Source organism: Phenylobacterium sp. LjRoot97 (assembly GCF_964254345.1).
Taxonomy (GTDB): Bacteria; Pseudomonadota; Alphaproteobacteria; order Caulobacterales; family Caulobacteraceae; genus Phenylobacterium.
Map to the genome: position 1 here is coordinate 14,678 of NZ_CAXUTH020000002.1, position 18,750 is coordinate 33,427.

Below are 18,750 nucleotides of genomic sequence, written 5' to 3' on the forward strand. Positions count from 1 at the left end.
GCTGGCTGCCCCACCCGGTCATGGCCGCGGCCCTCATGACGATCTGGCTGCTGCTCAACCAGAGTCTGGCCCCCGGCCACCTGCTGCTGGGCGCCGTTTTCGGGGCCGTTCTTTCGGCGCTGGTCGGCCGCCTGGACTTGCCGCCGGTTCGGGTTCGCCGGCCGCATCTGCTGGTCCTGCTGGCGGGACGGGTCGCGCGCGACATCATCCGCTCAAACATCGCCGTTCTGACCATCATCCTGGCCAGGCGCGATCGTCAGCTGACCTCCGGCTTCGTGCGGGTGCCCCTGGAACTGACCAACGAATACGGCCTGGCCATCCTCGCCTGCATCATCACCTCCACGCCCGGCACCATCTGGATGAGTTACGAACCCAAGGAACGGGTGCTGCTGATCCACGTCTTCGACCTGGTCGATGAAACCACGTGGATCCGCACGATCGCCGAGCGTTATGAACGGCCCTTGAGGGAGATCTTCGAATGAGCGCCTTCATCCTGATCGTCTCGATCACCATCGCCCAGGCGATGTTGGTCTTGGCCATGGCGCTTTGCCTGTTCCGCATGATCCGGGGGCCGCGGGCGCAGGACCGGGTGATCGGCCTGGACGCCTTCTATGTCGCGGGCATGCTGCTTCTGATCACTCTGGGCGTGCGCACGGACAGCACCCACTATTTTGAAGCCAGCCTGATCATGGCGCTGCTGGGCTTCGCCAGCACGGTGGCGCTCGGCAAGTTTCTGATGCGCGGCGAGGTGATTGAGTGAGCGCTGCAGACGACCTGCCGATGTGGACCGCGATCGCTGTGTCGGCGCTGATGCTTTCAGGCGCCCTGCTCGTATTCACCGGCGCGCTCGGGCTGGCGCGGCTGGCGAATTTCTATCAGCGCGTACATGCGCCGACGCTGGCCACGACGCTGGGCATGTTCCTGATCCTGGCCAGCTCGATCCTGTTTTTCTCGGTCTTGCACGGCCGGCCGATGATGCATGAAGTTCTCATCGCGGTGTTCCTCACCCTGACGACACCGATCAGCTTGATGCTCGTGGTCCGGGCCGCGCTCTATCGAGACCGACAGAGCGGCGATAAGCACGTCCCGCCCCTGGACCCCCCGGCAGCCGGCGGCCCTCCCTGATCCGTCGCCCCAAATTAAGAGTGGCCTCTCACAGCTTGCGAGTGGCCCGAATATCGAGACGACAGGCCGCCGAGTGGGCGGCCCGCCCATCGTGTGGATGGCGGGCTCGCGCCTGTGCGCCACAAGGAGGCATCAGGAAGTAGGCGCCGGTCCCATCTTGAGCTCTGCTCGGGGGGCACCTTCGGGCCGAGCAGCGTCGTATGACGTAGGCGAGATGCTTCTCCAACAATCAACGCGCACCGGCCAGGGCCTCAACGGCGCGGCGGCCGAACCCCATCTTGATTCAGCATGGCCGACCAACTACGTTGAACGAAATTCGATTTTGTTGGACATTCCACATGGCCAAGAATGTGGCGGCCCATAACCCCGAGGCCGCGAAGCCCCGCAAGGCGTGTCGACGACCAGCGAGTGGGCATTGAAACGCAAGGCCGGCGCGGGCCGGTCCTCCACTGTCAACGATGCACGGGTCGAGGCAGTCATTTCGGCAGCCCAGCGTTCCGGGCTGCTTGAGAAGAGCGGCCGCATCGGTGGTCGTGTAAGCCAGGCCCTGGTCGCAAGGGCCAAGGCGCGAACCGGCATCACGACCGATACCGATCTGATCGAATTCGCCCTCGCCAACATCGCGTTGGAAGACAAGTTTGCGGAAGCTTTCAAGTCCGCACGCGGCACTGTCGACCCGGACCTCGACCTTTCATTCTAAGATGGCGGGGTTCGACATCGCCAGCGCGATGCGTTGGGCGCGCTTTGATCCCGGTCGGACATTGGCGCGTCGTCCAGATGAGACCCTGCCATTCGCGAGCGAATATGATCTAACCGGACAGCCGCTCCTGCTCGATACCTGTGTGTATATCGATCAAATGCAAGGACGCGCGCCTTCACTTGTCGAACAACTCGTCGCGGTCCGGCAAGTCAATCACTCGACCATCGCCATTCAAGAGCTGACGCACACGGTCGGTGTCCTTGATCCTCATGATCGGAGGACCCCGGCTGTGATTGCGCAAGCGCGCGCGCAGATCGAAGCGATGCCAGAGCACCGCGTGTTTGTGCCCGACAGCGAGGTCCTGGGGCGGGCCGCGTTACTTGCGGGCATACTCGCCCGGCTGCAGGGCTATAACCGTGACGCCCGTCAAAAGGCCCTGCACGATTGTGTGTTATTCCTTCAGGCCCAAAAGCTCGGCTTTACCCTGCTCAGCGCCAATGTCGCGGAGTTCGATCTGCTCTTGCAGCTCATTCCCGCTGGCCGCGCACTCTTCTATCGCAAGGCCAAGTCTCAAGATTCAGCGTGGACCGGCGCGCGATGAACGCCTGACGGGGCTCGGCTCTTTAACGCCTGGCCAACGCTTCGGTGGTGGCAAACGTCGCGACTTTCGGGACACGTCAAATGTTAGCTGGGCGGCGGCGCACGGTTTCGATGACTGGTTCGGAGCCAGCCTTAGCCTCCATCAGCTTTGAGCGGTCAGCCGTCCTTCGCTCGTCCCAGGACCCTTTCGAGAGTTCGGACGAGACGGGGGCGCCGGCCGCGCCATGGATCAGTCCGCCCGCAGGTTGGTGGCGGTCAGCTTGCCGCTGCGTTGATCCTTTTCGACCTCAAAACTAACGGTCTGGCCGTCGCTCAGCGTGGCGAGGCCTGCGCGTTCGACGGCGGAGATGTGAACGAAGACGTCGGCGCCCCCGACATCGGGCTGGATGAAGCCGAAGCCTTTGGAGGCGTTGAACCATTTGACGACCCCGGTGGCGGTTCCAAGCGATGTGCGCACGCCGCCGCGGTCGGCGGGGCTGCTTGGACCGCGAGCGCTACGCGGCGACGCCGGGGCGGCGCCCAGCAGTTGCAGGTTCGTCGCCGTCGACTTGCCGCTGCGGCGATCGCGAGTGGGCTCGTAGGCCACCTCGTCGCCCTCGTTGAGGTTGTCGATGCCGCTGTCATGCAGGGCCGTGACATGAACGAAGATGTCCTCGCCGCCATCGATCGGGCTGATGAAGCCGAAGCCCTTGTTTGCGTTGAAAAATTTGACGACGCCCTGCACCATGCAAAACTCCCTCGGATCACTGCCGCTATCTGGCCGCTGCTGGGCGCAATCCGGTCATCGGATTTGCCAGCGCGGCGCTCGGGACTCAACGCTCGAACCCCGGGCTGGAGCCGGGGACGCGGCCCCCGATTTTCGAATGCTCGGCCAATCCGCCACCATGTGCGTCGCCCGGTCGTGAAGGCCCAGGCGTGGATCGTCGTCTCCCGCAGAGCCAACGCGACGCCTAGGGCGGCTCGCTGTTCCGCCTCTGCGCGAAATTTCTCACGTCGACGAGGCGGCCGGGCCAGCGGCTCGCGAGGCTCCAGCGACGGCCGTCAAAGTCCGCCCGATGCGCAAGGTGCGGAAAGTTGTCAAATTTGACTTTGTTTGCGCGCTAGGCGATTGTCGAAGCGTCATGCGTAACGTGAAGTCGATCTGCCCACAGCGGCAAGGCGAGCTCTGTAAAGTCAAAGAGCATTAGCGCCCGAGCGGGGCCACATGACTGGCCGGTCGATCTCGGGCGCCGAAATTTCCAAGTAAAAATCTGACACTACTGTGCCTCGGCACGGTGCGTCGCCGACTTTGGTCGGTCGAAGCCTCATGTGTCGCGTTCGCGAAAGCGGAGACCCCACGCCTCTGCCTGGCTGATGCGGCTCGGCTCCGCCTGTGTCGCAAGGGGATGGCCACCTCTCACCCACGACGCAAACGGCGTCGCCCCTGTCTCCAAAGGAGTTCTGACTTGCGCCCCCTGGAAGCCGCCTTTTCCCCGCCGATCATCTACGCCACCGGTTCTGACCAGGAGAAGCTGAACCATCTGCTTGTCTCCGAGGCCGGCGGGGCCGCGACCCCTTTGCTGCGCCAGGAGATTTCCCGCCTGTCGCCGGCCGCCGGCGCTCTGGAGCCGTTCGTCGGGTTGGGTACGGAGGTGACCTTCAGAGACCTGCGCACCAAGCGCGAGCGCACGGTGACGGTCGTGCTCCAACCTTCCGCGACGCCTTCGGAGAGCGAGGTCCCCGTCTCCGAGACGCTTGGCGCGGCCCTGCTCGGTCTGCCTGAGGGCGCTGTATTCCGATGGACCGAAGACGACGGCCGCATTCGGGCTGTCAGAGTTCTACGGGTCGAAGCGCCGAGGTCCGAACCGGCGACATCGGCCGGACGTTCGATTTGATGAACGCGGCGCGTCCGTGATCCCCACAGCGCCACAAGCGACGATGTCGGAGGACTACAGAAGGTCATGGCGCACGGTCGGCAGGGTGGTGACCTTCGCCATCGTCCTCGTCGTTTGCGTCATCCTGATCGCCCTCATGGCGGCGGGATCGCGCGCGGGGGATCAGCCCGGCGGGCTAATGCTCGGTACGCGTACAAATACCTCAGTATTTCTGACGCGTTGCCAACCACGACTATAAGTTTGAAAATACGTTCATCACGCGCAGGGGTGGCGCCGCGGTGACCGCCGTGCAGCGCGGGAGTTTGTGGGGTGCGCCGCACGGGGCCGAGTGGGAGAATCCTGTGCGGCGGGCGGGCCGTCAATACTTGCGCCGCACGCGCTGAGGGGAAATCGCCAAGGTCCGCCTTGGACGAGCACCTTCGCCGCCGGGGACGCGACGTCCCGGCGATGTAGGAGTGATGGAGTGACGAAACCGATCCTCACCCGGCGGCAGCGCGATTGCCTGCGCCTGGTCGCCAAGGGCAAGACCTCGATCCAGATCGGGGCCGAGTTCAATATCTCCTTCCGGACCGTCGATCAGTACATTGGCGACGCCGGCCGCCGGCTGGGGGCGCGCAACCGCGCACAGGGCGTGGCCGAAGCGGTCCGACGCGGCGAGATCTGAAGGCAGCGATCGGCGCACCCGTATTTCTGCTCCAGTTTTTCCTCCGAATTGCTTCAGGCCGGGGTCCTCCGGCAGCATCCTAGGGGTGTAAAAGAAGCGGGGGACAACTATGAACAAACGGGACCTGACGCGTCGCCTGACCTGCGGAGCCCTCGCCCTCGGACTGGCCCTGTCGGTGGCCAGCGGCGCGGAGGCGGCAGGCGGCGGCGCGGCCATGCCCTGGGAGACGCCGCTGCAGAACCTGGCGGACTCCATCACCGGACCGGTGGCCAAGGCGATCGGCATCATCGCCATCGCCGTCACCGGGCTAGGCGTCGCCTTTGCCGAAGGCGGGTCCTGGGTGCGTCGGGGGCTCGGCATCGTGTTTGGCCTCGCCATTGCGTTCACCGCCTCCTCCTTCGCGGTGAGCTTCTTCGGCTTCACCGGCGGGGCGGGCTTCTAGCCGTGGGCCGCGACGTCCCCGGCTTTGAGATCGCGCTGCCCGGCGCGCTCTCCGAGCCGATCACCATCGCCGGCGTACCGCGCACGGCCGCGATCCTCATCGGGGCGCTGACGGCGGTGATGTCGCTGGGCCTGCAAGTCCCTTGGCTCGGCCTGCCGACGGGCCTGGTGCTGCACGGCCTGGCGCTCTGGGCGACACGAACCGATCCCTACGCGCTGGAGGTGCTGGCGCGGCACCTGCGCCAGCGCGCCTATCTCGAGGGCTGAGGCGCGATGCTGTTCCTCAACGAGTATCGCGCTCGCTCCTCGCGCCTGGCCGACCACCTGCCGTGGGCGATCCTGATCGCGCCGGGCGTCGTGCTCAACAAGGACGGCGCCTTCCAGCAGACGCTCGAATATCGCGGTCCGGACCTGGCGAGCACGGGCGCCGAGGGCCTGGTTGGCGCGCGCGCCCTGCTCAACAACGCCCTGCGCCGGCTGGGATCGCGCTGGTGCCTGCACTTCGAGGCGTTGCGCCGCGCCTCTCAGGCCTACCCGGAGGGCCGATTTCCCGACCCGGTGAGCCACATCGTCGACGAGGAGCGCCGCGCGGCCTTCGAGCAGGAAGCCGTGCAGTTCGAGAGCCGCTACTACCTGACTTTCACCTACCTTCCACCGCCCGACGCCATCGGCCGCGCCGAGCGTCTGCTGGTCGAGAACCTGCCGGCAGGACGCAGCGCGCAGGCGCTCTACCGCGCCGCGCTGGCCGACTTCCAGGCGGTGGTGGCGGGGGTGGCGGACATCCTCGGCTCGGTGATGGCCGAAGTCCGCATGCTCGACGACGCCGACACCCTGAGCTTCCTGCACGCCTGCGTCTCGACCCAGGCCCACCTCGTCTCGCCGCCGCAGACGCCGGCCTATCTCGACGCCCTGCTGACCGACGACGACTTCCAGGGCGGCCTCTATCCGAAACTCGGCGAGTCCTATCTGCGCACGATATCGATCAGGGCCTATCCGGCCCTCTCCTCGCCCGGCCTGCTCGATGAGCTCAACCTGCTGGGCCTGGCCTATCGCTGGAGCTGCCGCTTCCTGCCGCTAGACAAGGAGGATGCGCGGCGCGCGGTCACGGCCCTGCGCAAGCGCTGGTTCGCTAAGCGCAAGGGCGTGGGCGCCCTGCTCAAGGAGGCGATCACCCACGAGCCATCGCTGCTCGAGGACCCCGACGCGCGGGCCAAGGCCGAGGACGCCGACGCCGCGTTGATGGTGCTGGGCGGCGACGCCGCCAGCCTCGGCTATTTCACGCCGACGATCACGCTTTGCGATCGCGACCCGGCCCGCCTGGCCGAACAGGTCCGCCGGGTGGAGGCGGCGATCAACCGGGCCGGCTTCGTGGCCAAGGTGGAAACTCTCAACGCCGTCGAGGCGTGGCTGGGCAGCCTGCCGGGCCAAGCCTATGCCGATGTGCGCCGCCCGCTCGTCAGCACCCTCAACCTTTGCGACATGCTGCCGGTCTCGGCGGTCTGGGCCGGACCCAGCCGCAACGCCCACCTCAGCGACGTCTGCGGCCGGGCCGGCGCGCCCGGCCCCCAGCCGCCCCTGCTCCACGCCCTGACCGGGGCGACCACGCCGTTCCGGCTCGATCTGCACCAGGGCGATGTCGGCCATGCCCTGGTCGTCGGGCCGACGGGCGCGGGCAAGTCCGTGCTGCTCAACACGCTGGCCCTGCAGTGGCTGCGCTATCCGCAGGCCCAGGTGGTGATCTTCGACAAGGGCCGCAGCGCCCGGGCTACGACCCTGCTGGTCGGCGGGCGCCACCACGACCTCGGCGGCGAGCGCGACGAGGTCGCGTTCCAGCCGCTGGCAGGACTTGAGGCGCCCGAGCACCGGGCCTGGGCTCAGGACTGGCTGCTCGACCTGCTGGCGGCCGAAGGCGTGGTCGCAGATCCGCCCATGAAGGAGGCGCTCTGGTCGGCGCTCGCGACCCTCGCGGCCGGCCCGCCTGAGCAGCGCACCCTGACCGTGCTCGCCGCCAGCATCCAGGACCAGTCGGTAAAGGCCGCCCTGGCGCCCTACGTCCTGGGCGGTCCGCACGGAAGCCTTCTCGACGCGGCCAGGGACAGCTTGCCCGACGCGCGCTGGCAGGCTTTCGAGATGGGCGAGCTGATGGCGCGCCGCGGCGCCGTGGGACCGGTTCTGACCTATCTCTTCCGCAGCCTGGAACGGCGCTTCGACGGACGTCCGACCCTGGTCCTGCTCGACGAAGCGTGGCTGTTCCTGGATTCGACCGCCTTCGCCGGGAAGATCCGCGAGTGGCTCAAGACCCTGCGCAAGTCCAACGTCGCCGTGGTCTTCGCCACCCAGAGCCTGGCCGACATCGCCGGCTCCTCGATCGCGCCTGCCCTCGTCGAAGGCTGTCCGACCCGGATCTTCCTTCCCAATCGCGACGCGCTCAGCCCGCAGATCGCAGGGCTCTATGAGCGTTTCGGGCTGAGCGAGCGCCAGCTGGAGTTGCTGGCGTCCGCCACGCCCAAGCGCGACTACTACTATCAGAGCGCCGCCGGCGACCGGCTGTTCGAGCTAGGCCTCGGGCCCGTGGCGTTGGCGGCCGTCGCCTCCGGGGCGCCCGCCGATCACGCCCTGATCGATCGGCTGCTCGATGAGCATGGCGAGCACGGTTTTGCCGCGGCTTTCTTCGCAGCCAAGGGCCTGCCAGAGGTCGCCGCCTATCTCGACGACGCCGCGGCATGATCGGCTGGTGGTCTCGGAGCCCTATGGCCGGACTTGTCAGCCCGCTGCGCGTCGGTGAACGCAGACGCAGGCTGGCGCTCGTCGCGGCGGCGACGCCTGGCGTGCTGGTCTGCGTGCTGGGGACGCACCTGAGGCACGATCCTCTATGGCTCGCCGCGGGCCTCGGGTGGATCGCCGCCGTCCTGCTCGCCTGTCGAGCCCTGAAGCCGCGCCTGACGTCCAGCGAAGCGGCCGGCGCGGCCGCTGGCCCGTCCTTTCCCGTCAACGAACTGAAGAGCGAAGGAGCCTCTCCATGAGTCCTGACCGACGCGCATTACTGGCCAGCGCCGGAGCCATCGCCGCCCTGCCCTTCATCGTCTGTCCCGCGCAGGCCCAGGTGACGGTCTACGATCCGGCTGCGGTCACCCAGGCGATTAAGCAGGTCAGCCAGGGGCTGGAGCAGATCCAGGCCCTGCGCGACCAGCTGAGCCAGCAGGCGCAGATGATCGCCCGGCTCGGCATCGACGTGACCGGCCCGCTTGGCCAGATCGTCTCGGAAGCCACCGGCCTGCTGAAGCAGGCCCAGGGCCTCGGATACCAGGCCCTGGATATCGGGCGGTCCTTCGCCGAGCTTTACCCCGCCGACATGGCGGGGATGTCTGCGAAGGAACTTGCCACCAGACTGGCGTCCTGGAGCCAGGCCAGTCGCCAGACCTTGCAAGAAGCCATGGCGGTCCAGAACCAGATCGCCCAGACACAGCCGGCTACCGCCGCCGCGGTGCGGGCGGCGGTCGACGCCAGCCAGGACGCGGCGGGGCAAACCGCAGCCGTCCAGGCGACCAACCAATTGCTCGCCGTGCTCTCCACCCAGTTCATGCAGCTGCAGACGCTGCTGATCACTCAGGCGCGGCAGGCCGAGACGTTCGAGGCGGAGCGGCGGGCGGTGTTTGACCGTGCGGCCGCCAATACGCAACGCAACGCGAAGGTCACGCGGCGTCCTCGGCGGTTCAACGGGAGCGGGATCTGATGCGGCCGATATCAAATCTCCTAGCCTTCGCGATCCTCCTGTCCTTGGCGGGGTGCGGGCAGAGCAGTCCCACACCGACACCCGCAGGCCAGGGGTTGAGCGATGCTGAGAGGGCGGCTGTCTTCGAGAAAGGCCGCGCCAACGCGGAAAAGAACGCGAAGGTCACGCGCAGGCCCCGGCGCTTCCGCGGTGACAGTATCTAGCCATGGCCACCGCATCGCCAGCCGCCCTGGACGAGTTTCTCGCCCGCTTCAGCGAACAGATCGGCACCGGGTTCGGACTCATCCAGGGCGACGTTCAAACGGTCTTCGCGCTTTTGGTCGTGATCAGCCTGGCGCTCTCGGCCCTGTTCTGGGCGCTGGACGAGAGCCGCAACGTGCCAGCCGCTCTCATACGAAAGGTTATGCTCTTCGGCGTGTTCGCGTGGGTCATCACCGGGTGGCGCGCGCTGAGCCAGACGGTTGCTAATGGCTTCGTCGCACTTGGCCTCAAAGCCGGCGGCGGTGCGCTTTCGACGAACGACATACTAGAAGCCCCGTCGATGGTGGTGGCGGACGGGCTCAACGTCGCGTTCGCTTTGGTGGAATACATCGGGCGCCTATCCAAGGAGGCGTTGGGCGCCGGGTTCTTCGCCAATTTCGACGCAATCCTTATCGCGGGCATCGCGGTCGTCGGCATCATCATCGCCTTCGTGATCCTGGCGGTGGAGATCGCCATTACGATCATCGAATTCCACCTGGTCACGTTAATCGCCCTGGTGGTCGTGCCGTTCGGCATTCTCACCCAGACCGCATTCCTCTCCGAGCGGTCGATCGGCTACGTCTTCTCGGTCGGCCTGAAACTGATGGCCCTGGCCCTGATCATCTCGATCGGGGAGCAGATCTTCACCACCTACACCGTCAGTCCTGACCCCAGCTGGGAAGAATGCTGCGGGCTGCTGCTGGCCGCCGTGGTGATGGTCATGCTCGCCCTGAAAATCCCGTCCGTCGCCGCAGCGCTGGTGAGCGGGGGCCCGCAACTCAGCGCCGGCTCGGCCGTCGCCGGCGCCGCGGCCGTGGCCGCGGGGGTGGGCGGCCTGGCCCTGGCCGGGCGCCTGGGCGGCCTCGTCGGAGCCGGCTCGGGCTCCAAGGCCGCTGACGCCATGGCCGCTTCGAACCCGCCGCGCACGCGCGGTGGAACCGGCGCCCCGGCTGGAGGCGCGCCGCCGAGCCCGGGCGCTGGCCACGACACTGTCACGGCCTATCGCCGCGCGCCGGTGGCGACGATCGCCGCCAAGGCGCGCGCGTCGTTCACGCGGCGGCCGCCGGACGACCCTGCGCCAGCCCCGCCTCCGCCCCCGCCCAAGCCGGATACGGCTGGCTAGCCGCAAAGGAGCCTCCATGGACAACGGCTTTCGTCGTGCGCAGGATCGCTACGGGGACTCCCGGCCGGTGGAGACGCCCTATCACCGCGCCGCCCAGGTCTGGGACGACCGCATCGGCTCGGCCAGGGTGCAGGCGCGCAGCTGGCGGCTGATGGCTTTCGCCTGCGCCGGCGTAGCCGCCCTGGCGGTCGGCGGCTTCATATGGAGCGAGCTCGACACTCACATCGCCACCTATGTGGTGCCGGTCGACCGCTATGGCCGGCCCGGCCGGATCGAACTGGCCGACCGGGTCTATGCGCCGAGCGCTGCGGAGGCCGGCTATTTCGTCGCCGAGTTCGTGCAGCTGGTGCGCTCCAAGAGCACCGACCCGGTGGTGCTGCGGCAGAACTGGACCCGCGCCTACGGCTTCGTCTCCGGCGACGCCCAGGCCACCCTTTCGGCTCACGCGCGCGAGCACGACCCGTTCGCCAGGCTCGGCCAGCAGGCCGTCAGCGTCGAGATCGTCTCGGTGCTGCCGCGCAGCCCCACGAGCTACCAGGTGCAGTGGCGAGAGACGGTCTTCGAGCAGGGGGCCGCGCAGGTTCCGACCCGCTGGACCGGCCTCTTCACCGTGGCCGTCCGCCAGCCGCGCACAGAAGAGCAGCTGCGCGCCAATCCACTTGGCGTCTTCATCACCTCGTTCCAGTGGAGCCGTGAACTATGAGCCGAAACTCCTGCCTCGCCGTGGTCGCCGCTATCGCAGCTTTTGCTGGGGCGCCGCTGGCCTGGGCTCAGACGGCGCCGGCACGGCCACCGGCGACTGCTCCAACCTCGCCGCCTGCGCGGGCGGTTGTTCAGGCCGCGCCAAGGCCGGCGGCGCGTCCCGCGGCGAAGCCGGCGGTTCGTCCGGCGTCCAGCGCGACCATCGGCCGAGCCAACGCCCAGGCCCGCGACTGGCCGACGCCTGGCGCCTATGTGAACTCGGCGATCTTCTATGATTACGAGCCGGGCCGGATTTACACGATCACCACCAGCCCTCGGTTCCTGACCACGATCGCGCTGCGGCCCGGCGAGAAGCTGATCTCCAAGGCGGCCGGCGACACCGTGCGCTGGGTGATGGGCGAGACGCTCGCCGGCTCGCCTGGCGGCGAGCAGGTGATCATCTTCGTCAAGCCGATCCGGCCGGACCTGCGCACCAACATCGTCCTGACCACGGACCAGCGCACCTATCTCATCGACGCGAGCAGCGTAGCCGGAAGCGCCTATACCAGCGTGTTGAGCTGGAACTATCCGCTGGACGAGGCCCGCGCGCTGGCGGCGCGCGCCTCAGCGGAGGCGGCCAGAACCTCCTTGAGCGCGCCGATCGAGGCCCTGGACTTCAGCTATCGGGTGGCGACGGTGAAGGGCCGCACGCCGCGCTGGAGCCCGGTGCGGGTGTTCGACGACGGCGCCAAGACCTTCATCGCCTTCCCAGCCGGCTTTGCGACCATGGAGGCCCCGCCCCTCTTCCTGCTGGGCGAGGACGGACGCGCCGAGCTGGTCAATTACCGGGTGCAAGGCGGCTACTATGTGGTCGATCGCCTGATCGAGCGCGCCGAACTGCGGCTTGGAGAAAAGTCCCAGACGATCGTGCGGATCACCCGCCTGGGGCCAAGGGCGTGAGCGAGGCCGCGCCGCACAGGAAGGTCAGCGTCCAGAGCGTACTTGGCGCGCCGCGGCCGCAGGTGACGCGCTACCGGCCCTGGGTGATCGCGGCGATCGCCGGCGCCCTGATGCTGGTGGTCGGCGCCGGCTTCCTGATCGGCTTCGGGAGCGGCCGTCCGACATCGCGTGAAGAGAATTCCCCGGCCGAACCGCCCGCCCCCGCGCCCGTGGAAATCGATAGTCGTTTGCCGGCGTCCTACGACGACCCTTTGGCGTTGCGGCCTCCCCAGCCGGCGCCGGATGAGGCGGGGGCCGCACCTGCCGCTGTGCAAGCGCCTGCCCCCTCCCCTGCTCCAAGCCCCCTCGCCCAGGAACGTGCGGCGGCCCGAGCGTCTGGGCCGTTCTTCGCCGGGCATCGCGGCGCGGCCTCTACATCGTCCAGAGCACCTGACCCGGGCCTCGGATCTGCATCGAACAGTGAGGATGTGAACTCGACAGACGGAGGCTCGCGGCAGGGTGTGATCGCCTCGTCGGGCCCGGGCACGGTTTCGCCCCACCTGCCCGCCGCCCCGCTCTCTCGGTTCGAGATCAAAGCCGGAGCGATCATTCCGGCGGCCCTGGTCACCGGCCTCAACTCCGATCTGCCAGGACCGGTGATCGCCCAGGTCACCGAGCCGGTGTTCGATCACCTGACTGGTCGTCGAGAGCTGATCCCGCAAGGTGCGCGGCTCATCGGGCGCTATGACAGCCAGGTCGGTCACGGCCAGGATCGGGTGATGGTGGTCTGGACGCGGATCGTGTTTCCGGATGGGCGCAGCCTCGACATCGGGGCGATGTCGGCGGCCGACGTCACCGGGGCCGGCGGTCTCGCCGACCAGGTGGATACCCATGCGCCGGCCCTCGCCCGCGCCGTCGGGCTCTCGACCTTGGTCAGCATTGGCGGCGCGGCGGCTCAGAACAGCCTGGCGCGGGGCTCGGACAACCTGGTCCTGCAAGACGCGGCGAGCGGGCTTGCGGCGACGGCGAGCGACACCGGACGACAGATCGTCGAACGCGACCTGCGCCGCGCGCCGACCTTGCGGGTGCGTCCCGGATGGCCGCTGCGGCTGATCGTCGACAAAGACCTCATCCTTCCGCCGGCCGGCGCCTGAGCCTTGCTGTTGTTGGCGCAGGGCGATGCAGCGCGACCCCGAACGTCCGCCCCTGACGCCGCCATGGCCGACCTTCACCTTGCCAATCAGGGGTAGAGACGCGAGACAGGGACATGCGGAGGGATCTGGATCATCTGCCGGAGGGCAAGCGCGCCGAGCTGGGGCGCGTGCTGCAGATCCTGTTCGACGGGTTCGAGGCGGCCAAGGCCGGCCGCAGCCATGCGCACCTGAAGAACGGCCGCATCCTGAAGGTGATCCTCTTCGGGTCTTATGCCCGCGGCGACTGGGTGGCCGATCCGGTCGGCGGCTATTATTCCGACTACGACCTGCTGGTGGTCGTCGATCACGAGGCCCTCACCGACGTGGTCGAGTACTGGGCTGCGGCCGACGACCAGCTGATGCGCGAGCGCCTGGTCGCCAAGCGCCTGTCGGCGCCGGTGAACTTCATCGTGCATAGCCTGGCCGACGTGAACGCCCAGCTGCGCAAAGGCCGTCCGTTCTTCCTCGACGTGCTGCGTGACGGGATCGCGCTCTACGAGGCCGAGGGCTTCGAGTTCGTGAAGCCCGAACCGCTGACGCCGCAGGCGGCGCTGGAGGAGGCTGAGGGGTATTTCAGGGAGTGGTTTGATAGTGCAGCGGAATTTCTAGTCGGCGCAAATTTCCATGCCGATCGCGGTGCGCTGAAAATAGCGGTCTTCGAACTGCACCAAGCAGTCGAGCGCTTCTACGTCTGCTTGCTGCTCGTCGAGACGCTGTATGCGCCAAAGTCCCATCGCCTAAGCTTTCTACGCTCGCAGGCCGAACGAATTGCTCCATCGCTGATTGAGGCTTGGCCGCGCGCCACCCGGTTCGAGCAGCGCTGTTTCGAACAGCTGCGGCGGGCGTATGTGGAGGCGCGATACTCCCCCAGCTACCAGATCTCGGCTGATGAGCTCTCATGGCTTCAGGGGCGGATAGGAGCCTTGCGCGACCTGGTTAGGGAAGCCTGCGATCTGAAGCTGCAGCAGCTTCGCCGGGCGGCACGCTAAGTCCGCAATCAGTCCCCAAACCGCCGGTCCCCACCGGCGGCGGAAGGCGGCCCCCAAAGCCTGGAGAGCGTCGGCAGTATGCTGGGCTTGGCCTGAATTCCTTGCGACCGTGAAGATCGCTGGAAGGAGGGGGCGACGGAAAATTGCGGCAAGCATCGCGACGCGCCTGCGGGAGGGCGAGGAGCCTGAGGGCGATACTAGGGAACGACCTGAGGCCCGGCGAGTTTGAAACCGGCTGGGATGTCCCTCCCGGCGATCCCCGAAAGAGCCCCGCTCCTAAGCGAGCCCCCACAGCCGGAGCGGGGACATTCGAGGCGGTAGTGAAGCCGGGCCAGTCAGCTTTGCTGCGAGACCCGCATTTCAGCTGGCGACCGGACTAAAACACTGCGGCATGAGGCACGTCGAACGGCCCATTCCCCGAAAGCTTCATTGCGCGGCTCGATGGCTGCGCTGACACCATTGAGCTGCGGACTCACTGCACATCAGCCAAGCTGACGCTCCTCCGCACTCGCAGTCCGGGGAAGGTCGCCCTTCCCCCGCCGCGTCACGCGCACCCGGCATGACGGCCCGTCGTGAGGGCTGCATTCGCATAACCCGCGAGGGTTTCCGTTAGGTTGGCTGCGAAAAAAATAGGCCAAGGCAGGGGGGCAGGCGCACGCGTTGCCTGCCTTGGCGCGTAATTCCCTATATCTATTACAGTCGCGCCGGCCCCCCGGAGATCCGCAGATCCTGCAGCGGCAGCTTCGAGGTCCAAACGGACCAGATCTGGCTGGCGCTCCGGGCAAGGTTCACTCGGGAGTCCGACGGCGCCTTTCGGATCACCGACTGCCAACTCAACGAGCCCTGAGGGTCGCCTGAGAAGGCGCGCCTCGTCCCAAGGCTATGCGCCGCTACGGCTCCCGTCCTCGGGCCGACTGAAGTCGCCCTACCGGACGCCCGCCTCCACTCCGCGGTCGCGAAACTCGGCTGGCCAGAGTGGCGCATGGCGCTTCTACAAGCTTCGCCAACCTGTCCGCCTCGTCCAGGTGGACAATCGAGGCTTCGAAGCTGCCCTCCCGCTGCATGGTCGCGGAAGCGCCACTAGGAGACGAAGGCTCCGCGGTCGAAAGCGGACTCGTTTTATGGTCCGCTAGCAGTACGTCACGATCGCCCGCCTGCCCCCCTCACTAGGGGCCATCGCCCAGGACCTCCTCGATCTGGCGGCCAAGCTCGTCGAGATGGACCCGTTCTCCGATGAGGCCGGGGTGGCGCTTTCCGACAAGTTCACGGCCCACGCCCAGATCATGGCCGCCAACGCGACCTAGGCGTCGTGCTCCGTGGGCTCCTCCGGCTCGCCCGGCTCGTCGGGCAGCGGGTAGCGGTTGATCGCCGCCTCACCTTCGACAAAAGCGATCTCCACCACCTCGTTCACCAACTCCTCGCCCGCAATGTCCTCCAGCAGGGCGGCGAAAAGCTCTCGCTGAGCCGCCGGCGGGACTTGCGGGACGATAATCAGCAGGCCTGCGTGGAGTTCGGCCTGGGCGTAGAGTCGGCGAAAGTCCTTTGCGTTGTTGGTGACGAAGGTCAGCGACTCCTCGCGGATCGGCTCCATAAGGTTCCAGTCCTGCATCCCGCCCATGCCGCGCCAGGTGACGTGCGTGGCCTGGTGGCCATGCTCCTGTGCCACCTCGACCAGGGAGGCGTGCAGGCACTCGTCGATCAGGATGTTCAACGCGTGCCCGCCGCGCCCTTGGCGCCCTTGAGCGGGTCGCCCATCAGCGTAACGCGCTTAGTAGAACTCGGAGCCACGCCGCGGTCGGCCAGACGCTTGGGACGCCCGCGACGCGGATGGGCGGCGACCCAGAGCTGGGCTAGGTCCAGCTTGCGGGCGTCCAGGGCGGTGTAGCCCGACAGCAGGTCTTCGCGATCGGCGCCGCCCTCGAGCATGGCCGCCACCCCGTAGACCGGGATCCGCGTGCCCTTGAAGACCGGCTCGCCGCCCATCACCGCCGGATCGCTATGGATCAGGCGCTCGGCCTCCTCCAGGTCCTCGACGCGCTCGTCCACCTCTCGGCGCGCCTGCGCCAGGTCGACATGCAGCACGCTGTTGGCCTTGACCATCCTGGCCTCGGGGTGCGCCGCCACTTCTTGGAACAGCCATTGACGCCGCTCGACCGGCAGGGAGCCTGCCAGGAAATGTTCCAGGCGCATGCACAGCAGGTGGCTATGGGTCAGGTAGCGGCGCGGCGCGCGACCGCCGCGAACCGGACGCGCCACATCGACGATGTGCTTATCGATCAGGTTGTTCACCGCCTTCGGCCGAAGGCCGCTAATGGCGGCCGCTTCGGAAGGCGTGTAGAGGCGCGCCCTGTCCGTCATAATCATTCTCCAATCAGAGAATAATAATAAGCGCTGGCAGTTGGTTCGCCAACCCTTCATGCCAGGACAGGCCGCCCCGGGCGGCAGCATGGCGAGCTAGGTTGCGAATGCGCCACTACCGGAGGGGCGGAAGCAGACTCGTTTGAAGGTCCGCCGGCAGGACGTCGCGTTCGTCCGGATCCGACCCCTTGCTGACTTCCGCCTCAGCGGAGACTAGACGAGCCGGATGATTTCCAATCCCGCACCTCGGTTCTCGCTTCGCCCTTACCTGCAAACAGACGCAGCGGAGCTATCCGAGCTTTATTATGAGTCTGTTCAGCGGCTGGGCGGCCGACGGTACTCACCCGAACAGGTCGTGGCCTGGGCGCCGGCTCCAGTCGACGCCGCGACGGTCCAGGCAAGAGCTGGCGACGGCCGCACCACCCTTGTCGCCGTGGATGATCGAGGCCGTTTGCTGGGCTACGGCGACCTGGAAGCTGACGGACACATTGATCATCTCTACTGTCGCCCCGAGGCGGCGGGAACTGGCGTCGCCTTGACCCTCCTCGAAGCGCTGGAGCGGCTCGCGCGCGACCAGGGTGTCGAGCGCCTTTACGTGGAAGCGAGCGAGCTCGCTAAAGGACTTTTCGAACGGAAAGGCTTCACAGTATCGCACCGACGGGACTTCGAAGTGCGGGGCGTCGCGATCCACAACTACGCAATGGAACGGCCGCTTTCGACTGCGAGTTGAACGACCGCTAACCACCCTGCAAAGTCGTTCCTGCCGTTCGCTTTCGAGCCACTTGCCCGTCGCCACGCAGGATGTCGGTTCGGCGCCAATTGCGATGGGGTGGACGCCCCCTGACGGCATCGAAGTGCCAGAGTGGAGGTGTTGAAACACCACTCGAAGGAGGCGTCCATGGGCGAGGTTACGACGATCGGGCTCGATCTGGCGAAGAGCATTTTCCAGGCGCACGGCGCAGATGCGGCCGGCGAGGTCGTGTTCCGTAAGAAGCTAAGGCGCGATCAGATGCTCGCGTTCTTCGCGGGCCAGCCGCGCTGCCTGGTGGCGATGGAAGCCTGCTCCGGCGCGCACTATTGGGCGCGCGAGCTCGGCGCGCTTGGCCATGAGGTCGGCTGATCCCTCCGTCGTATGTGAAGCCGTTCGTGAAGCGGCAAAAGAACGACATGGCCGACGCCAAAGCGATCTCCGAGGCGGCGCTACGTCCGACGATGCGCTTCGTCACGCCCAAGACAGCCGAGGCCCAGGGCTCTGCCGTTATTTTCCGGACTCGGGACCTTCTGGTGCGTCAGCGCACCCAATTGAGCAACGCCCTGCGAGGCCACCTGGCAGAGTTCGGCTACGTCGTGCCCCAGGGGCCCGGACACGTTCGTAGGCTCATCGAGCTGACCGCGGATCCGGCGACGGATCTGCCGGATCAGGCCCGTCCGATCCTGACGATCATCGCCGAGAGCATTCAGGCGCTGCAGGCGAAGATCACCACGCTCGACCGCGAGATCGGAGCACGTGCGAAGGCCGACCCGATCGCCAAGCGGCTGATGACAATTCCGGGCGTGGGGCCGGTTGTGGCCACAGCGCTGGTGGCGTCGGCGCCGCCAGCGAACACTTTCCGACGAGGTCGCGACTTCGCCGCCTGGCTCGGGCTCACGCCCCGGCAGAACTCCAGCGGCGGCAAGGAGCGGCTCGGGCGCATCTCGAAGATGGGCGAGCGCAATCTGCGCCGACTGCTGATCCTCGGCGCCAGCTCCGCCGCGAAGGTCGCGGCGCGAGACCCATCACGGGCAAGCCCCTGGCTAGCCAGCATGCTATCGCGCAAGCCGCGCATGCTGGTGACGGTGGCGCTCGCCAACAAGATCGCGAGGATCGTTTGGGCGCTGATGGCGCACGGCGGATCCTACAGAACTCCGGCCGCGGCAGCCCGATCGCTGTGATGGCCTGAGACGTCAGAGGAGGCAGGAAGGTCAGACGAGACGTATGGCGCAACGGTCAATGAGACGGGGCCGGGAGAACCAGAAATGTCTGAAGCGCCTCGAGGGCGCAATTGCGGCATGGACCCGGTCCGCGAACTCCCTACAGGCCAGCGGCCGCG

Annotated in this window: 21 protein-coding genes and 1 pseudogene; 19 read left to right on the forward strand and 3 right to left on the reverse strand. The window is 67.1% G+C overall.

Annotated features, from left to right (window positions below; all coding sequences use genetic code 11):
• The first annotated feature begins 20 nt into the window (after nt 1-20).
• The 5 genes from ACSQ2H_RS22190 to ACSQ2H_RS22210 all read left to right on the forward strand — a co-directional run bounded on the left by ACSQ2H_RS22190 (nt 21) and on the right by ACSQ2H_RS22210 (nt 2,426).
• Nucleotides 21-482 (forward strand): Na+/H+ antiporter subunit E, encoded by a 462-nt coding sequence (locus tag ACSQ2H_RS22190; RefSeq protein ID WP_436063616.1) that lies wholly within the window; start codon nt 21-23, stop codon nt 480-482.
• Nucleotides 479-760 (forward strand): K+/H+ antiporter subunit F, encoded by a 282-nt coding sequence (locus ACSQ2H_RS22195; protein WP_436063617.1) that lies wholly within the window; start codon nt 479-481, stop codon nt 758-760. The genes ACSQ2H_RS22190 and ACSQ2H_RS22195 overlap by 4 nt, the downstream gene beginning before the upstream one ends.
• Nucleotides 757-1,125 carry a monovalent cation/H(+) antiporter subunit G gene (gene mnhG, locus ACSQ2H_RS22200; RefSeq protein ID WP_436063618.1) on the forward strand — a complete coding sequence of 123 codons (369 nt, stop codon included), beginning with the start codon at nt 757-759 and terminating at the stop codon, nt 1,123-1,125. The genes ACSQ2H_RS22195 and mnhG overlap by 4 nt, the downstream gene beginning before the upstream one ends.
• A gap of 391 nt (nt 1,126-1,516) precedes the next feature.
• Nucleotides 1,517-1,825: a hypothetical protein gene (locus ACSQ2H_RS22205; protein WP_436063619.1), complete on the forward strand. Its 309-nt coding sequence runs from the start codon at nt 1,517-1,519 to the stop codon at nt 1,823-1,825.
• A 1-nt stretch (nt 1,826) separates the two neighbouring features.
• A complete protein-coding gene (locus ACSQ2H_RS22210) occupies nt 1,827-2,426 on the forward strand; it encodes a type II toxin-antitoxin system VapC family toxin (protein WP_436063620.1) in 600 nt (199 codons plus the stop codon).
• Nucleotides 2,427-2,654: 228 nt separating this feature from the next.
• On the opposite strand, the gene ACSQ2H_RS22215 is transcribed toward ACSQ2H_RS22210, so the two are convergent.
• Complete coding sequence (locus tag ACSQ2H_RS22215) at nt 2,655-3,152, reverse strand: cold-shock protein (protein ID WP_436063621.1); 498 nt, start codon at nt 3,150-3,152, stop codon at nt 2,655-2,657.
• 718 nt (nt 3,153-3,870) lie between these two features.
• On the opposite strand from ACSQ2H_RS22215, the gene ACSQ2H_RS22220 reads away from it, so the two are divergent.
• The 12 genes from ACSQ2H_RS22220 to ACSQ2H_RS22275 all read left to right on the forward strand — a co-directional run bounded on the left by ACSQ2H_RS22220 (nt 3,871) and on the right by ACSQ2H_RS22275 (nt 14,302).
• A complete protein-coding gene (locus tag ACSQ2H_RS22220; protein WP_436063622.1) occupies nt 3,871-4,299 on the forward strand; it encodes a GreA/GreB family elongation factor in 429 nt (142 codons plus the stop codon).
• A 463-nt stretch (nt 4,300-4,762) separates the two neighbouring features.
• Entirely contained in the window at nt 4,763-4,963 is a 201-nt protein-coding gene (locus ACSQ2H_RS22225; protein ID WP_436063623.1) for a LuxR C-terminal-related transcriptional regulator, read from the forward strand.
• Nucleotides 4,964-5,072: 109 nt separating this feature from the next.
• Entirely contained in the window at nt 5,073-5,405 is a 333-nt protein-coding gene (locus tag ACSQ2H_RS22230; RefSeq protein WP_436063624.1) for a TrbC/VirB2 family protein, read from the forward strand.
• A 2-nt stretch (nt 5,406-5,407) separates the two neighbouring features.
• Nucleotides 5,408-5,671, forward strand: coding sequence for a VirB3 family type IV secretion system protein (locus ACSQ2H_RS22235; RefSeq protein ID WP_436063625.1), 264 nt, complete (start codon nt 5,408-5,410; stop codon nt 5,669-5,671).
• A gap of 6 nt (nt 5,672-5,677) precedes the next feature.
• The gene (gene trbE, locus ACSQ2H_RS22240; RefSeq protein ID WP_436063626.1) at nt 5,678-8,131 is read left to right on the forward strand and encodes a conjugal transfer protein TrbE; all 2,454 of its coding nucleotides are present in this window, start codon (nt 5,678-5,680) and stop codon (nt 8,129-8,131) included.
• Between the two features lie 23 nt (nt 8,132-8,154).
• Nucleotides 8,155-8,427, forward strand: coding sequence for a hypothetical protein (locus tag ACSQ2H_RS22245; protein WP_436063627.1), 273 nt, complete (start codon nt 8,155-8,157; stop codon nt 8,425-8,427).
• Nucleotides 8,424-9,137: a conjugal transfer protein TrbJ gene (locus ACSQ2H_RS22250; RefSeq protein WP_436063628.1), complete on the forward strand. Its 714-nt coding sequence runs from the start codon at nt 8,424-8,426 to the stop codon at nt 9,135-9,137. Before ACSQ2H_RS22245 ends, ACSQ2H_RS22250 begins: the two co-directional genes overlap by 4 nt.
• A 205-nt stretch (nt 9,138-9,342) precedes the next feature.
• A complete protein-coding gene (gene trbL, locus ACSQ2H_RS22255) occupies nt 9,343-10,500 on the forward strand; it encodes a P-type conjugative transfer protein TrbL (protein WP_436063629.1) in 1,158 nt (385 codons plus the stop codon).
• 16 nt (nt 10,501-10,516) lie between these two features.
• Nucleotides 10,517-11,203, forward strand: coding sequence for a conjugal transfer protein TrbF (gene trbF / locus ACSQ2H_RS22260; protein WP_436063630.1), 687 nt, complete (start codon nt 10,517-10,519; stop codon nt 11,201-11,203).
• Entirely contained in the window at nt 11,200-12,141 is a 942-nt protein-coding gene (gene trbG, locus ACSQ2H_RS22265; RefSeq protein ID WP_436063631.1) for a P-type conjugative transfer protein TrbG, read from the forward strand. The genes trbF and trbG overlap by 4 nt, the downstream gene beginning before the upstream one ends.
• A gap of 467 nt (nt 12,142-12,608) precedes the next feature.
• Nucleotides 12,609-13,274, forward strand: coding sequence for a TrbI/VirB10 family protein (locus tag ACSQ2H_RS22270; protein ID WP_436063632.1), 666 nt, complete (start codon nt 12,609-12,611; stop codon nt 13,272-13,274).
• A gap of 167 nt (nt 13,275-13,441) precedes the next feature.
• Nucleotides 13,442-14,302 carry a HEPN domain-containing protein gene (locus tag ACSQ2H_RS22275; protein WP_436063633.1) on the forward strand — a complete coding sequence of 287 codons (861 nt, stop codon included), beginning with the start codon at nt 13,442-13,444 and terminating at the stop codon, nt 14,300-14,302.
• 1,300 nt (nt 14,303-15,602) lie between these two features.
• On the opposite strand, the gene ACSQ2H_RS22280 is transcribed toward ACSQ2H_RS22275, so the two are convergent.
• Nucleotides 15,603-16,013: a DUF5615 family PIN-like protein gene (locus ACSQ2H_RS22280; protein WP_436063634.1), complete on the reverse strand. Its 411-nt coding sequence runs from the start codon at nt 16,011-16,013 to the stop codon at nt 15,603-15,605.
• The gene (locus ACSQ2H_RS22285) at nt 16,010-16,660 is read right to left on the reverse strand and encodes a DUF433 domain-containing protein (protein WP_436063635.1); all 651 of its coding nucleotides are present in this window, start codon (nt 16,658-16,660) and stop codon (nt 16,010-16,012) included. The genes ACSQ2H_RS22280 and ACSQ2H_RS22285 overlap by 4 nt, the downstream gene beginning before the upstream one ends.
• Nucleotides 16,661-16,886: 226 nt before the next feature.
• Here ACSQ2H_RS22285 and ACSQ2H_RS22290 point away from each other — a divergent pair, with 226 nt between their 5' ends.
• On the forward strand, nt 16,887-17,390 hold the full coding sequence (locus tag ACSQ2H_RS22290) for an N-acetyltransferase family protein (RefSeq protein ID WP_436063636.1): 504 nt from the start codon (nt 16,887-16,889) through the stop codon (nt 17,388-17,390).
• Nucleotides 17,391-17,558: 168 nt separating this feature from the next.
• A pseudogene (locus tag ACSQ2H_RS22295) lies at nt 17,559-18,592 on the forward strand (IS110 family transposase).
• Nucleotides 18,593-18,750 lie beyond the last annotated feature (158 nt).

Coding starts and splice junctions, on each gene's coding strand:
- ACSQ2H_RS22190 (WP_436063616.1), top strand. CDS start 21: ATGGCCGCGGCCCTCATGACGATCTGGCTGCTGCTCAACCAGAGTCTG.
- ACSQ2H_RS22195 (WP_436063617.1), top strand. CDS start 479: ATGAGCGCCTTCATCCTGATCGTCTCGATCACCATCGCCCAGGCGATG.
- ACSQ2H_RS22210 (WP_436063620.1), top strand. CDS start 1,827: ATGGCGGGGTTCGACATCGCCAGCGCGATGCGTTGGGCGCGCTTTGAT.
- ACSQ2H_RS22215 (WP_436063621.1), bottom strand. CDS start 3,152: ATGGTGCAGGGCGTCGTCAAATTTTTCAACGCAAACAAGGGCTTCGGC.
- ACSQ2H_RS22230 (WP_436063624.1), top strand. CDS start 5,073: ATGAACAAACGGGACCTGACGCGTCGCCTGACCTGCGGAGCCCTCGCC.
- trbE (WP_436063626.1), top strand. CDS start 5,678: ATGCTGTTCCTCAACGAGTATCGCGCTCGCTCCTCGCGCCTGGCCGAC.
- ACSQ2H_RS22245 (WP_436063627.1), top strand. CDS start 8,155: ATGGCCGGACTTGTCAGCCCGCTGCGCGTCGGTGAACGCAGACGCAGG.
- ACSQ2H_RS22250 (WP_436063628.1), top strand. CDS start 8,424: ATGAGTCCTGACCGACGCGCATTACTGGCCAGCGCCGGAGCCATCGCC.
- trbL (WP_436063629.1), top strand. CDS start 9,343: ATGGCCACCGCATCGCCAGCCGCCCTGGACGAGTTTCTCGCCCGCTTC.
- trbF (WP_436063630.1), top strand. CDS start 10,517: ATGGACAACGGCTTTCGTCGTGCGCAGGATCGCTACGGGGACTCCCGG.
- trbG (WP_436063631.1), top strand. CDS start 11,200: ATGAGCCGAAACTCCTGCCTCGCCGTGGTCGCCGCTATCGCAGCTTTT.
- ACSQ2H_RS22285 (WP_436063635.1), bottom strand. CDS start 16,660: ATGACGGACAGGGCGCGCCTCTACACGCCTTCCGAAGCGGCCGCCATT.
- ACSQ2H_RS22290 (WP_436063636.1), top strand. CDS start 16,887: ATGATTTCCAATCCCGCACCTCGGTTCTCGCTTCGCCCTTACCTGCAA.